The sequence below is a fragment of the Pantoea allii genome, assembly GCF_046529425.1.
Classification (GTDB): domain Bacteria; phylum Pseudomonadota; class Gammaproteobacteria; order Enterobacterales; family Enterobacteriaceae; genus Pantoea; species Pantoea allii.
Genome location: NZ_CP125958.1, coordinates 1,888,316 through 1,902,602, shown reverse-complemented (window position 1 = coordinate 1,902,602; position 14,287 = coordinate 1,888,316). Strand labels below are relative to the sequence as shown.

The window sequence follows — 14,287 nt, the reverse complement described above, 5'->3', positions numbered from 1 at the left end:
TCTCAATCTCGAAGAGGGAAAAACTGCGCCGCATCAGACAGCGAGTGCAATAAGGTGGTGTCTTCTGGTGAACCTACCCACACAGCCATAGCGCTGAAGTTGTCCTGCTGACCACCCTGCGGTTGGCTGTTTTTGATAATTTGTTGCATCAGGGTCAGCCACTCTTCTGGCGTATTCACCATATGCAATGACTGCTGCATTTGTTCGAGCGTGACGCCATGCCAGAAACCATCCGTGCACAGCAAGAAAGCATCCCCGTCTTCAATAGGCACCACATCGCTGTAGCTGGCATCCCGCTGTTCATCGCCCATGCCTAACGCAAAATAGAGCAGGTTACTGTTAATGCCTTCCGTCTGGTGCCCGGCATCTTTCATTTGCTGGATCAGGCTGTGGTCGGTGGTAACGTGATAGAGATAGCCCCGACGAAACAGGTACAGGCGACTGTCACCTGCATGCGCCCAGTAAGCCAGTTCATAGTCTCTGTCGATAAACAAACTGACCAGCGTTGTCCCCATCCGGCTGTGCTGACTGTTTGCTTTTTGCTGTTGCCGAATCGCGCCATTGGCATAATTCACGTAATCGCGGATGGTTTGCGCATCCAGATGCGCATTCCCATCGAAGGCTTCCATCAGGCTACTGCGTGCAATTTTTGCTGCCACATCACCGCCCGGAAACCCTGCTACACCATCACAAACCACAAAGCAGGCTGAACGTTCACCGATGCTCTCACCGGTTTGATCCTGATTGCTGGCGCGATCGCCCTGATTCGACGTGGAAGCAGTAGAGATATTCATGCGTCATCCGTGTGGGTTTGTGAGTCTTTATACTGATTTACTTCCATGTCGTACGCGTGCAAGAAGGCTTCGCCAAACAAGGTATGGAAGTCATCTTCAATTTCACCGGCGGTTTCGCCATAGCGCTGGACAAAATGCTCCCACAACGCGGCTTTACGGCTACCCGGCAGACCAAGGCGCGACACAGAACCCGCCTGGCGTGCTTCGTCTTCAAGTTGATCGGGATTGAAGGATTGCAGCATGGAAGCAATGATGGCGCGAATACCGGCAATCATGCCTAACTGATGCGCCTGCAGATCGATCAGCGCGTCACGCACAGCCTGACGTGGTGGCATAAAGCCAGGCATACGGCTACCAAACATCTGCATCAGGACCGTCTTACCCGACGGCAGGAGCTTGAACGGGTTGTTGGCATCATCCAGGATCACGGTCATGTCGGCTTTCACACCGCGCTTTAAAATTGACCGTGAAGAAAGCAGTGCCACCGTTCCCTGCGAGAACATGCTGAGCATCTGGCCGAACTGCCGCATCTGCTCACGGTCGAACTGCGGCGTCGGTTGCAGGTCCTGTAAACCCATACCTTCCAGTAACGCATCCAGCAACTCACCTTTTAAGGCATCGCCACTGCTGCTGGTACTGCTCTGCTCTGCCCCACCGCTATTGTTGTGAGAGGCAACCGGATCGATACGCAACCGCCCTTTTGGCGTCGGTGAAGGCGTGCGCTGCACCGCCTGCGGTGTGGGTAAGGTAATGCCGCCATAATCAATCGGACTCTGTGCACCTTCAGGCTGGACAGGCTCCGGTTGAGGATCGAAAGCGGGATCGTGAGTGACCTGCGTTTCCGTGTGATCAAACAATGGCGAGCTGCTTAAATCGGCCAACTCAACCGGTGCCGTATCAAGGATATCTGGCATCGGCTGGTGATTTTCTTTCTGCTGTAATGGCGCCGCTTGATGGGGCTCTTTCTGCTGTAAGGGTGCAGACTGATGGCTCTCTTTCTGCTGCAAGGGCGCAGCCTCAGGTGAAGAAAGCACCACATCAGGCTGGGCCAGCGGCACCGCACCGCTCATCATTAATCCCAGGGGATCGTCATGATGGCGCGGGTCCGGCGTGGCCTGGCTGCCAAACAGATTTAACGGGTCCACGTCGGTGGACATTTCCTCTATTTTTGGCTGCCCTTGCGCGTTTTGTTTTGCCGACAAGGTACTGGGTGTGCGGTCATCAAAAATACTTTCCTGAGCAAACAGCGCATCTTCTTCATCAAACAGGCTGCTTGTTTTAGGTTGCTGACCGATATCCAGGGGTTTATCACTGATCAACTGCGCCAGCGGATCTTCGGGATTACGGTTCGCAGCGGTAGAAGTTAATGGATTCGCTTCAGGCATTTCTGGCGCGGGGCTTTTACGCTTCGATAAGTCGTCAGAAATCGAAAACTCTTTGGCAAGGCTGTCCCAGATCTCGCTTGGAATCGCTGCCGTACTGGCAGCGGTCGGAGCGGCCGAAGCTTGAACAGGGGCCGCATTGGGCACAGCCTGCGGCTTTGGCGCTGCCGCTAACGGTGGCTGTTGCGGTTGCTGCTCGCCATTGAGATCGTTAACCAGCAGGCGATAGTCATCAATGCCGAGAACGTCCCCATCCTGCAACTCCACCTGGCGTCCCCGTTCAAGCGGGATGTCATTCAGCAGCACGCGCGTGACATTGCCACGGTTAGTCAGGCGGCATTCCCCCTCAGCAGTGATGTGCACGATAGCCTGCAGGCGGGAAATAGTGCGGTCGTCGTCAGGCAGTACCAGATTATTATCCACGCCTCGACCAATTGTGCCGCCGGGAGGAAGAAAATCAAAACTTGTATGCGGCGGTTCATGGCCGGGTTTAGCGGTTATTATCGTAAAGCGCATCACGGATTCCTGCGGTTAGCTGTTCGACATCTATATCGCGCGTCTCTCGGGGAGAAAGGCGGGATATAGGTGTAAAGGAAGGTTACTTAAAAAATAAGATTTAAAGCTCAGCTAAAAATGAAAAAATGAAAAAATGAAAAAATGAAAAAATGAAAAAAATATTTTAATTGAACTTAGTTAATCCTGTAAGATCAATAAATTTTTTAACAACCACCAGATTTAACATCATGAAATAACACGACCAACGAAAGCCGATGGTATTTATACATGATACCATCGGCTTATTTTTATTACTTAGATTTCAAATAAAGCGTTTTCAACTCTTTGATATCTTTAGCTCCAGACGCACCAATTTTTTCCGTAAGTCCTTGATCAAGGGTAATATCACCACTTTTGTTATCAACTGAAAAAATAATTGATTCATCAGACGAAGCATTTGGAGAAGAAGCTTCATAAATCACAGCAATTTTTGTCGAAGTGTCATTATCTTTAGAGATGATACCAACCGACTTGGTTGAAGCACAGGTCTCGGCTTCCCAATTGTCAAAACCTATAGTAGGGATAACTTCACTTATGAGTGGTTCTTTCTTTGACCACCCGATAAAACACACATTATTATCCTGAGCGTTAAATCCATGACCAGAAATAAAACTACCAATTGTTTTATTATCGCTAATCAAAGCAAAACTTTGTCCATCAACTGGGGAACCACCGCTTATCATTTTATCGGTAGACTTTTTAAACAAATCCTTCTGAAATACTGCACTTTTTATTGGATGGAGATATGTTTTTGCAACCGCATTGCATGATGCCAGCATTGTTAAGACAATCAGTAAATAACGCATAATTTCTCCATCAACCTTTTAAAGCAATCTGATAATTATTAGCCAGTTTATTATCATAGTCGTTTTGTCTGTACTTAGGGCCATTATAGGTTCTGGCGAATGTGCTCCATTGCTTGTTTTGAAGAGCAGGAAGTAAATTCGGGGTGTTTTTGATGAAATTAACGAAGGCGTCTAATTGCCCCTGAACTGTTTCCATTGATTTTACAAAATCGTTAACACTTCCAAAGCCTGCAGCACGATAATTCTCGCCCATAATCTGAAAAGCACCCCAAGATGCAGATTGTAATGCAGCATTCTTATCAAGCGCTATTGCTTTGTTAAGCTTGCCATATTGAGCGCTAAATTTACCGTAACCACCAGAGTTTTTGTTAGAAATTTCAGGGTCACTATCATACTTACCATTAGTTAAGCGATGGAAATAATGTCTTTCGTATAGTATTGTCGGGCGTCCGTTTTCATCAAAAGCGCCACGAGGTGTCTCAGTCAGAACGACAGATTTTATAGCAGCTATTTCACATCCAAGCTCTTTTGCAGCCTGTGTTAATTGTTCATTACTAAATACTACAGCGCGAGTGGAGCGGTTCGTATTTGTGTGAAATGAAGAATGGACGATAAGATTACGCATAGTTATTCCATTAGGAGAAATAATCCCATCCGGATCTTTCATATGCACAACTTTATCCTGAAATTCTTTTATTCTATTAATTGTACCGGGGCCAATAATGCCATCAACATTCAACTTATTTGAAGGCGTCGTTACAACACTGTTTTTGTTCAATAATGTTTGAATAGTAACGACGTCAGCATAGAGATTCCTTTGTCCAATCCCAACAGCTGCACTGATCCTTGCCATATGCGAGCCTCATTTCCGAAAGAGTGATTAGAAGGAGCAGTAAAGGCCTCTTTTAAAAGAGGCCTTATCTATATTACGCTTCTTTATTTTCTTTAATGTTCCAGCCAGCGCTACTTTCAGCACCTTTACCGCCAGCAGAAGTCTGCTCCCAGTATTGCTGTTTCACTTTAGATGCCTGGAAAGCATAAGTCACACCCACGGTGTCGCCATTATCAGCACCGGTATACTGTACTGAGGTTACCAGGACATCATCTAGTGTGATACGCGTATACTCAACTTGCTGACCACCTGCTTTACAAACAGATAATTCAACTTTGGTGAGGTGCTTACCGCTTGCGCAATGCTTCAGGATTGCTGTGGTTGATTTGTCAACAAGCGCATTCACATGCAGGTCGTTGAAATTGACTTTACCTGCACCACCACCTCCGCCAACACTCATATTGCCGGGCTGAGACGCTCCCCATGAAAAGGAAGTGATATCAGTCCAGCCAGTGTGGTTTGAATCTTTTGATTCACCGGTAACACCTTCTACTTTCATGAACATATCAATAGCCATAATATTTACTCTTCGTTATGGAAAAAGTTGTCGCTTTCGAAAAAGCATCTATATGGCAAAGAGAAAAGCATGGGGCTGAATAAAACAGTCCATATTTTACTTTTGCCTCGACTTCGGGTGTTGCTACAGGCATCCCGAAAGATCCCACCACAATTAACCGCAATAGCAGGAGATTTTTTTGCTGTATGGGTATTTCAAATTAAGGTCTTTGTGCAAAAGGCAACGACACTTATAGAGTGAAACCATTATGTTGTGCACTCTGTTTCACCCAGATTACGCTGCTGAAATAAGCCTGAACCCCGACAAACTGGTTGTAATAATTATGTCATCCGTTGTGCTCACACCGCCGATATTTATAACGTAAAGGCAGGCGGAACATTATACTGACTAATTCACGAAGAAAGCGCGACACTCTTCGCGACAAACGTCACTTTCGGAAAAGGTTTATTCCGCTTCGTGCCAGCCGATATGATTAAAATGTGGGGTAAAACGTAAGCCAGTCATTTTACTAAACGGCCCTGCCTTCATGCAGCAGTACAGTGCGTTATGACAAAAAGAGCACACCCCGCAGGGCGTGCCTCATGTTTTAACGATTAGTTTTCGTTCGACTTCAGCGAGGGCAGTTTTGATACCAGACGCAGTGATACCGTCAATCCTTCCAGCTGGTAATGCGGGCGCAGGAAGAATTTCGCAGCGTAATAGCCTGGGTTATCTTCTTGCTCTTCCACATTCACCTCTGCAGCAGCCAGTGGCTTGCGTGATTTGGTTTCCTGAGAAGAGTTGGCCGGGTCACCATCGACATAGTTCATCACCCAGTCGTTCAGCCAGCGTTCCATTTCGTCACGCTCGCGGAAAGAACCAATTTTGTCACGCACAATACACTTCAGGTAGTGAGCGAAACGGCAGCAGGCGAACAGATAAGGCAGGCGAGCGGCCAGACGGGCGTTGGCGGTGGCATCAGCATCATGGTATTCCGCTGGCTTTTGCAGCGACTGCGCACCAATAAAGGCCGCAAAGTCGGAGTTTTTACGGTGAACTAATGGCATGAAGCCATTTTTCGCCAGCTCGGCTTCACGGCGATCGCTGATGGCGATTTCCGTTGGACACTTCATGTCCACACCGCCGTCATCGCTTGGGAAGGTGTGGCACGGCAGATCTTCCACTGCACCGCCCGACTCCACGCCACGAATCGATGTGCACCAGCCATACTCTTTAAATGAACGGTTGATGTTAGCCGCCATCGCATAGGCTGCGTTGGTCCAGCTGTAGTTGCCGTGATCGGAACCGTCGGTCTGCTCTTCAAAATCAAAGCTGTCCACCGGATTGGTGCGGATACCGTAAGGCAGACGAGACAGGAAACGCGGCATGACCAGGCCCAGATAGCGTGCATCTTCCGACTCACGCAGGCTGCGCCATGCAGCATATTCAGTGTTCTGGAAAATTTTGGTCAGATCGCGTGGATTAGCCAGTTCCTGCCAGGATTCCATCTGCATAACGCTTGGGGCCGTACCGGTGATAAACGGACAGTGGGCCGCAGCCCCGATACGTGCCATCTCGCCCAGCAGCTCGACATCCTGCGGGCTGTGATCGAAATAGTAATCGCCAACCAGGCAGCCAAAGGGTTCACCACCAAACTGGCCATATTCCTGCTCGTAGATTTTTTTGAACAGCGGGCTCTGATCCCAGCCCACGCCTTTATAACGTTTCAGCGTGCGGCTCAGTTCCTGCTTAGAAATACTCATAAAGCGAATCTTGAGCATCTCATCAGTTTCAGTGTTGTTCACCAGGTAGCTCAGACCGCGCCAGGCGCTTTCCAGCTTCTGAAAGTCATCGTGGTGAATAATCTGGTTTACCTGCTGAGACAGCTTTTCGTCAATTTCAGCGATCAGCGCCTGAATCGTGCGGTAGGCATCGCTGGACATCGTAACGGTGTTTTCCAGCGCCTGCTGTGCCAGCGTTTTTACCGCGCTTTCTACCGCTTCGCGCGCCTGATCGCTTTTAGGACGGAATTCTTTGTTCAGCAACGCACTGAATTCATCCTGGCTAAAGCTGGCGCCGCCCTGCGATTGCGGTTGTTGAGAAGTCTGGTTCATTACTGCTCCTCCTTACCTTCAGGGGCATCGGGCTGCTTAGGCACGTGTGACAGCGCCTGCATCAGTGATGGGTCCTGTAAAATCTTACCGATAAGCTCTTCAGCCCCGTTTTTGCCGTCCATATAGGTCAGCAGATTTGAGAGCTGGGTGCGTGCTTCCAGCAGACTGTTCAACGGGTCAACTTTGCGGGCAATGGCATCTGGAGAAAAATCGTCCATGCTTTCAAAGGTCAGATCGATGTTGAGTTTGCCGTCGCCGTTCAGCGTGTTGTCTACCTGGAATGCGGCGCGTGGCTTCATGGCTTTCATACGCTCATCGAAATTGTCGATGTCGATTTCCATGAATTTACGATCGTCAACGCTGGCCTGCGGCTCCAGCGGTTTACCGGCTAAATCGGCCAGGACACCCATGATGAATGGCAACTGAATTTTGCGTTCGGCACCATAAACTTCCACGTCATATTCAATCTGAACGCGGGGCGCGCGATTGCGGGCGATAAATTTCTGCCCACTGGACTTCATTGTTGGCATGGTTCTCTCCATAAATAATGCGCGGGTATAGGCTCGCAGGAGGCGCGCAGGTCTCGCTGCGTAAAGGCTTGACTGTTAGCTTAGTCGCGGCGTCCAAAAATGTTCTCTAACTGATGTACACCATCGGGCGCGAGATCGCGAATGATGTCCAAAAAATCCAGTTCGATCAGGCGTTGTACCCTGTCTATCATCAGCGGCGCCGGATGACTCGGCTCATGCTGGCTGAAGTACTGTTTGACTTTTTCCAGCATAAGTTGGGCTTCTGCCCGAGAATTCAGTTGAGCACTGCGCCAGTCAGTCGCGGCACGCGGGGCGGCAGGACTGGCCTGACGCTCGGTTTCCGGTGCTGACTGCACCGCAGCCGCCAGTGAATGTAATGATTCGATATCCGTGGCCTGGCAGCGCTCATTCAGCATCGCAATGCTGCGCTGCAGCTGACTCATATCCGGTAAGGCCGTTTCATCCAGTTTTTCCACCACAATGCGCCGAATATTCTGCAAACGCTCGGCAATGTTCTGGATGGCCGCAATGCCCGGTTGTTCGCCGCGCGCCAGTTCGTCATTGAGACGTGGCAGCCCACCTGGGTAGTCGGCCACCTCTGTTTTGCTGCCGTCACACAGGGCTGAGGCATCACGCAGTGTAATACCGTCGGACGCATAGCGCATGAGCCATGACTGACGCACCGCGCCGGTCAGTGCCGACTGATCGCCCAGCACCGCGAGCGCATTGATGCGATAAAAAGGATCATGCTCGCCATCTTCTTCGAGGCGGGGCCAGAGCGGCTCCCAGTACTGCAGCATGGCCTGCTCAATCAATTGCAGACCCTGGGCATAACCTGGCAGTCCTTTGAGGCGCGTCCAGGCATGTGTCAGCGTCAGCATGACGCGTAAATCTTTGCTGCGGGTCAGTAGCTCCAGCGCCAGCTTTTCCACTTTATTCCAGTCGGCGGGTTCAGCCGGGATAATAGTGTTACCGAACTGCTGTTCGCCTTTCCCCACACTGGCCTGTTCCATCGCCTGAAAATCCGCATCGTACTCCAGGTTTTCACCGCACGGATTATCGTGGCTTACCGGTATCAGCAAGGTGTCAATATCAATACTCATCCGCTTCGCCTCAGGATTCAAACATAGGAGGATAAAGTCCATTTCGTCCCGGCTTTGCACCGCCCGCCGGATCAAACAACAGTGAAAATAACTGCGCCGTTAAGTTTCCACTGTGGACATGGGTATAAAGCGGGAAGCCATCGCTCTGATTCGTCCACCAGAAACTGGTCTGGAACTGGGGATCAAAGCTTTGTGACGGCAAATGCCAGCTCAGTGTTGAATCTTGTTCTCCGCTGCATATAACCGCCAGAATATCCGATGACTCCTCGTCCTGCTGAGGCTGAGGCAGTGGAATACTCAACAGCGCCTGGTCGAACTGCTCGGGTGTTCCGCCATCCTGCACCGCGCGCAACAAGGTATTCCCCATCTGGTGATACCAGTCGCCCGTGCGTGCCAGTAATGAAGGCATCCATTCGGTCGGCGTAAAATAACGTAAGGCGCAGAGTGGATAATGGCGTCCCACGCTGTCACGTGCGGCCGTCAGACAACCCATTTGGATCAGTTGTGTGCCGAGCATGGGCGGCACCACAAAGTTCCACACCGGCGCTTTAAGAAAAGCCCGTGAGGGGGCATTTTCGCCTTCAGCACTGGTTTGCCAGTGATGCAATCCCACCTGAAACCAGTTAGACCACTGGCGCTGCAAGGTATCGGGAAAGCGTCGTTTCACAAAATCACCCGAACTCGGCAGTTTACCGTACCAGCCAGGTGCTGCGTAATGGGTCATAGTCAGATCCTGTTTCAGGGACAGCTAAATGCGGGTAGCTGGAAAGGATTACGAATGCTGCCAGGCGTGAATGACAGCGTCACATTATGACCATCCACACTGAAGCTGGCTTCGCGAGTCAGCCCACCTACCGACGTTACCCGCGCGCGGTCAAAGAAGCGATTGAGCGCCCATGGGCCGCTGGTGGTCAGCGTCGAGGTGGTGCCATTCGTCAGACCCAGTTGCATACGTACCTGACTTGTCCCGCCCGGACCGGGCCAGCTCACTAACTGCACAGCCTGTGGTCCATGACTATAGCGTAAAATCTGTCCATCCACGTCCAATGTCATATTCAGGATATCGTTATCCATCTTCACCGTACGCAATGTCACGCGGAAGGATGGCGTGGTAGCGCCATTGGCAAAGAAGGCATCACGAATCGACTGAGCCTGTTGGAAAGGACGCAGTAAGGCTTCGCCGCCGGGTAACGTTTTACCGTCAATGCCGGGCGTGAAACGCCATGCGGCACGCGTGGTATCCACTTTGCTGGCCAGATTGTCACGGAAAAAACTGTCCATCAGTCCGGTGCCCGGTGCAAACATGCGCGCCAGGTCATCCGGTGTGACTTCGCTTCGTCCATTACGCACCAACGGGTAACGACCTGCGATAGCCTGACGGCAGAAACTGCCCACCTCCATGGTGATGCGTTTACGGACATTATCCATATCGCGACGTTGTGCATCGCTGCTGGCGCCGACAGCCATACCGGACACCATATTTTGCAGCGAGCCAGGCAAGCGTCCGGCGCTGGCCTGCAGACGGCTTATCGCATCACCAGAAGGCGGTGGCATACCGCTGTTGGCGGCATCCTGCACGGCAGTCAGGTAGCGATAAAGATCGTCAATCTGCTTCAGGAAATCATCGACGGCCAGCACTTTGCTGCCTTGCTGCAAGGGCTGTGCGAGTTCAATAATCGGCGCAAAATGCGCGGTGACCGCTTGCTCAGGCGTTTGCTGCACGGCTGCCTGCTCACCGTTGGTACGTGGCGAAGTAAACAGCGCCTGTAGCGTTCGGGTCGCACTGTTATCTGAAGATGCAGACGGGTCTTTTGCGTTCTTGTCTTCAGGCTGTGCGCGGGTCAGCGTGAGCTGTTTGCTCAGGTTAATTACCAACTGGCGCAACGGTGAATGATTGCCTGACAGCAGGCGTGCCGTATTAATACGCTGCGTCAGATCGGCATTACTGTTGAGCTGAATGTCGCTGAGAAACTGCTCCCACTGACGGATGTAGTCCTGAATATACAGCTGGCGCACCGCAAGGTCGGTTTGTTTGCTGTCTTCATGGGCTGTCTCGGCACCCAGCACCCAGGTATCATCCTTGTAGAGCGCATCCGTCACCGGCGCGATCTGTTTATCAACATGATTCCAGTAACCGTCTGGCGTAAAGAGCCCGGACACGCCGTCGTTGACTGACTTACCGCTTTTACGTGAAAACACCAGTTCACTTTGTGGCCCGCCCAGGGCTGACAGGGTAACCGGTGACAGTGAGCCATCGCGTTCCAGCAGGCGTTTCAGGCGTCCGTAAACGCGCTGTGACAGCGGCATCTGACTAATCAGCGCCTGCTCGCGCTTTACCAGCGCATCATCCTTCGCATACGGCGAGGACTGAATCTGCGTCTCCAGGAGCTGCTGCAGATGCCACGCCAGTTGCTTCACTTCTGCCTGGGTCACGTCCTGCGGCAATTCGCGAGAAATGTTTAACATCATCCATGCCTGGAGAAATTTACCGTCGTAGTGTTTTGGCTGGTACAGCATCTGATAAGCCTTGAGCGCTTCATAGCTGTAGTCGGCATCACTCCCGGTGTCATTGCGCAGCCAGCGGGTAATGTTCTGTGCAACCTGTGGCATCAGCAACTGCTTCAGCGCCCGGTCATACAAGGCCTGGGTGGCATCACTGACTTCCGTTCCGCGGTACAGGCCCATCCGGCGCGTAAGCGGGGGATGATCCAGAGAAAAGGATTCACTTTCAGGAAGGTGCAGCAGCGTGTTGAGATAAGGCACCAACGCAAACAGGTTGCCATTTACCTCTTTTTGCAGCTTGTCGCCCAGTTGCTCAACCTGTGGGCTTTTCGCGGCCATCTCCTGCAGGTAGGTTTTGTTTTTGTTATAACTCACCAGCCACAGTGCACCCGCAATCAGTACAATGACCAGTAACGCAACATAGCCAGACCACAAGCCCACCCGGTTACGTAATTCCCACCAGCGGTTACTGCCGGCCAGACCGGACTCCTGGAAGATGACATTTTCCAGCACGCCCTTAAGGAAAAAGCTCTGGCCTTTGTTTTGCGGAATCGGTGCGTCTTTATCGACCTTGTCCCAACTGCCTGATTCCCCTTGCTGTTGGCCCGGCAGATGCAGCGCGCGGGTCAGTTCACCCATCACGCGGTCAAAGGGTAATCCTTCCTGCGTACCGCTGGCGAAGTAGATACCGCGCGGTGCAAACTGGGTTTCAAAATCGGAACGTGCAAACAGGATATCCAACGCTTCGGCCAACTGTGGGCGCAGCGCGGCAAATTCCTGTGGAAACAGGTAGCTTTCGGCACGAGCCTGAGCATCACTTTCCGCCAACAGGACATCAGCAAGTCCCGCATCCAGTCGCTGTTGCAGCAGCGAATATTCCTGCTGAAACTGGCTGCTGAGTTCAAAGTCTGCCGTTGATGCTTTTGCCCAAGGGAAAGTAAAGCCCCAAATCTGCTCGCGCTGTGCCTTGTCCAGGCTGGAAAAATAGCTGCGGAAGCCTTTTAACAGGTCGGTTTTGGTAACCAGAACGTACACCGGGAAACGGATACCGAGTTGGTCATGCAACTCCATCAGTCGCTGGCGCAACGCCACCGCCTGATTACGCATGGCCTCAGGTGACTGGGATAACAGATCCGCCACACTCAAGGTCACGATGACGCCGTTAACCGGCTGGCGTCCACGGTATTTACGCAGGAGTTCAAGGAACTGATGCCATTCACCGGCATCCCGCTCCTGCTGGCTTTCCTGGGTGGTATAACGTCCTGCTGTATCAAGCAACACGGCTTCGTTAGTAAACCACCAGTCGCAGTTACGCGTACCACCAATCCCGCGCAGTGCGGCCTTACCAAACTTATCCGCCAGTGGGAACTGCAACCCGGAATTCACCAGGGCCGTCGTTTTACCGGCACCCGGTGCGCCGATAATCATGTACCACGGCAGTTGATAGAGATATTGATGACTGAAGCGCTGTGCCCAGAAAGGCGCACCTTTACTGCTCTGACGCTGAAAGTGTGCTTTTTTAAGCATCTCTGTGGCTTCAGAGAAGCGAGTCGCCAGGACCTGATCTTCGCTGGTCAGACGCTTGCGGTCTTCTTCCGGCGCATCCGACTTATTACTCTCCAGGCTGGACATCAGTTTCCGGTTCAGCCAGTAGTTGTAAACGCGCGGAATCGCCTGACTGAGGCCCCAGACGACATAGAGCAGCGCAATGCTGATCATGCGGTTCTGTTCAGACTCCAGCGGGCGAGAATCCACAATTGAGAACACCGGGCCGATAACCCAGATAATAAATGATAACGCGGTAATACCGACAAAACCCCAGGCCAGACGGCTGGTCAGTACCGCAAATAGTACGTTCAGCATGGATTAGTTCCCTCTCGCCAGGCCGTTGAGTTCAGCTTGCGTCGTATCAGGTGCGACCTGCAATGTAATCTCGACACGACGATTACGTGCGCGGTTTTCTGCACTGTTATTCGGCACCAACGGATGCGTTTCGCCACGCCCTTCCGCTTTAACGCGTGATGGTTTAGCCAACTGTTTTTGCAATACGGTCTGCACGGACTGGGCTCGCGCCAGTGACAGCTCATAGTTGGACGCGAATCGGGCACTGCGAATCGGAACGTTATCGCTGTAGCCCACCACCAGAATTTTCCCACTGACATTATTCATGGCTTCAGCAATACGCTGGATGACGGCGTCATAACGTCCGCGAATCTCTGTCGAGCCGGAAGCGAACAGGCCATCTCCTTTCAACGTCACCACGCTTTGATCTGCCTCGTCGCGCACGGCAACCAGGCCTTCGTCGATTTCAGGCTTGAGGAAGGACTTCAGGTTCAGGGACGGCGGCGGCGGCGGTGCCGGATTGCGGATCTGCACTTCTGGCAGCGTCGTCTGATAAATTTTTGCCAGGACTGGCGAGGTGTAATCCCCCAGACGCCAGTTCAGCACAATATAGAACAGGCATGCAGCAAGACCGGCCAGCGCCGCGCAGGCCCACAGCGGAATCATCGGTCGCCACAGTTTGCGCAATACTGGCTGGTCAGTCGGATGCGGCGATAACGCAGCGGCAAAGCTGCCCCTGACGCTTCGAATCATCTGCAACAGACGCTGTTTAATGGTGTCCAGTTGAGAACGGCCATTATCTAAAACCCGATAGCGCCCTTCAAAACCAAGCAGTAAGCAGAAATAGATCAGCTCCAGTAACAGGATGTGCTGACGCGGATTTTGCGAAAGCTTAGCCAGCAACTGGAAAAACTTTTCACCGCCCCAGGTTTCATTGTGGAAGGTCACCAGCAAGCCATTACTGGTCCACACGCCACGGCTTCCCCAGGGCGTCAGTGCTGCAGCTTCATCAAGTGCCGTACACAAACAATAACGCGCGCCTACGATCACCTCATAACTCAGACCGGACTGCTGGCAGGCCAGCTCGAAACGGCGGATCTGGTCGATAAGCTGTTGACGTAAACGTGCGGGATCGTCATGCGACACGGAGTGACGAATCTGTGGAATCGCGTTAATCAGCGGATTAGCGGCTGCCACCAAAATATTCTGATGGCTAAGATCCTGCTGAAATGCATCACTGTTCGGTTTATTTTGTTCCTGCATCATGCCTG

General features: G+C 51.8%; 11 protein-coding genes. All 11 read right to left on the bottom strand.

From position 1 onward, the window contains the following. Window positions 1-2: 2 nt before the first annotated feature. Window positions 3-794 carry a PP2C family protein-serine/threonine phosphatase gene (locus tag QNH99_RS09040; RefSeq protein WP_013026239.1) on the bottom strand — a complete coding sequence of 264 codons (792 nt, stop codon included), beginning with the start codon at window positions 792-794 and terminating at the stop codon, window positions 3-5. Beyond that, window positions 791-2,692: a type VI secretion system-associated FHA domain protein TagH gene (gene tagH, locus QNH99_RS09035; RefSeq protein WP_241567618.1), complete on the bottom strand. Its 1,902-nt coding sequence runs from the start codon at window positions 2,690-2,692 to the stop codon at window positions 791-793. Before tagH ends, QNH99_RS09040 begins: the two co-directional genes overlap by 4 nt. 290 nt (window positions 2,693-2,982) lie before the next feature. Next, the gene (locus QNH99_RS09030) at window positions 2,983-3,537 is read right to left on the bottom strand and encodes a hypothetical protein (RefSeq protein ID WP_096010735.1); all 555 of its coding nucleotides are present in this window, start codon (window positions 3,535-3,537) and stop codon (window positions 2,983-2,985) included. Window positions 3,538-3,547: 10 nt separating this feature from the next. Beyond that, a complete protein-coding gene (locus tag QNH99_RS09025; RefSeq protein WP_096010736.1) occupies window positions 3,548-4,390 on the bottom strand; it encodes an N-acetylmuramidase domain-containing protein in 843 nt (280 codons plus the stop codon). Window positions 4,391-4,463: 73 nt separating this feature from the next. After that, complete coding sequence (locus QNH99_RS09020) at window positions 4,464-4,946, bottom strand: Hcp family type VI secretion system effector (protein ID WP_172897195.1); 483 nt, start codon at window positions 4,944-4,946, stop codon at window positions 4,464-4,466. Between the two features lie 593 nt (window positions 4,947-5,539). After that, window positions 5,540-7,039, bottom strand: a complete 1,500-nt coding sequence (tssC, locus tag QNH99_RS09015) for a type VI secretion system contractile sheath large subunit (RefSeq protein WP_063880060.1) — start codon at window positions 7,037-7,039, stop codon at window positions 5,540-5,542. Beyond that, a complete protein-coding gene (gene tssB / locus QNH99_RS09010) occupies window positions 7,039-7,569 on the bottom strand; it encodes a type VI secretion system contractile sheath small subunit (RefSeq protein ID WP_063880061.1) in 531 nt (176 codons plus the stop codon). The genes tssC and tssB overlap by 1 nt, the downstream gene beginning before the upstream one ends. Window positions 7,570-7,649: 80 nt before the next feature. Then, window positions 7,650-8,672: a type VI secretion system protein TssA gene (tssA, locus tag QNH99_RS09005; protein WP_063880062.1), complete on the bottom strand. Its 1,023-nt coding sequence runs from the start codon at window positions 8,670-8,672 to the stop codon at window positions 7,650-7,652. Between the two features lie 10 nt (window positions 8,673-8,682). Continuing rightward, window positions 8,683-9,396: a type VI secretion system-associated protein TagF gene (gene tagF / locus QNH99_RS09000; RefSeq protein ID WP_109717289.1), complete on the bottom strand. Its 714-nt coding sequence runs from the start codon at window positions 9,394-9,396 to the stop codon at window positions 8,683-8,685. Window positions 9,397-9,410: 14 nt separating this feature from the next. Further along, complete coding sequence (tssM, locus tag QNH99_RS08995) at window positions 9,411-13,037, bottom strand: type VI secretion system membrane subunit TssM (protein ID WP_063880064.1); 3,627 nt, start codon at window positions 13,035-13,037, stop codon at window positions 9,411-9,413. Between the two features lie 3 nt (window positions 13,038-13,040). Next, window positions 13,041-14,282: a DotU family type VI secretion system protein gene (locus QNH99_RS08990; protein WP_063880065.1), complete on the bottom strand. Its 1,242-nt coding sequence runs from the start codon at window positions 14,280-14,282 to the stop codon at window positions 13,041-13,043. Window positions 14,283-14,287 lie beyond the last annotated feature (5 nt).

Coding starts and splice junctions, on each gene's coding strand:
- QNH99_RS09040 (WP_013026239.1), bottom strand. CDS start 794: ATGAATATCTCTACTGCTTCCACGTCGAATCAGGGCGATCGCGCCAGC.
- tssB (WP_063880061.1), bottom strand. CDS start 7,569: ATGCCAACAATGAAGTCCAGTGGGCAGAAATTTATCGCCCGCAATCGC.
- QNH99_RS09025 (WP_096010736.1), bottom strand. CDS start 4,390: ATGGCAAGGATCAGTGCAGCTGTTGGGATTGGACAAAGGAATCTCTAT.
- tagH (WP_241567618.1), bottom strand. CDS start 2,692: ATGCGCTTTACGATAATAACCGCTAAACCCGGCCATGAACCGCCGCAT.
- tssA (WP_063880062.1), bottom strand. CDS start 8,672: ATGAGTATTGATATTGACACCTTGCTGATACCGGTAAGCCACGATAAT.
- QNH99_RS09020 (WP_172897195.1), bottom strand. CDS start 4,946: ATGGCTATTGATATGTTCATGAAAGTAGAAGGTGTTACCGGTGAATCA.
- tagF (WP_109717289.1), bottom strand. CDS start 9,396: ATGACCCATTACGCAGCACCTGGCTGGTACGGTAAACTGCCGAGTTCG.
- QNH99_RS09030 (WP_096010735.1), bottom strand. CDS start 3,537: ATGCGTTATTTACTGATTGTCTTAACAATGCTGGCATCATGCAATGCG.
- tssC (WP_063880060.1), bottom strand. CDS start 7,039: ATGAACCAGACTTCTCAACAACCGCAATCGCAGGGCGGCGCCAGCTTT.
- tssM (WP_063880064.1), bottom strand. CDS start 13,037: ATGCTGAACGTACTATTTGCGGTACTGACCAGCCGTCTGGCCTGGGGT.
- QNH99_RS08990 (WP_063880065.1), bottom strand. CDS start 14,282: ATGATGCAGGAACAAAATAAACCGAACAGTGATGCATTTCAGCAGGAT.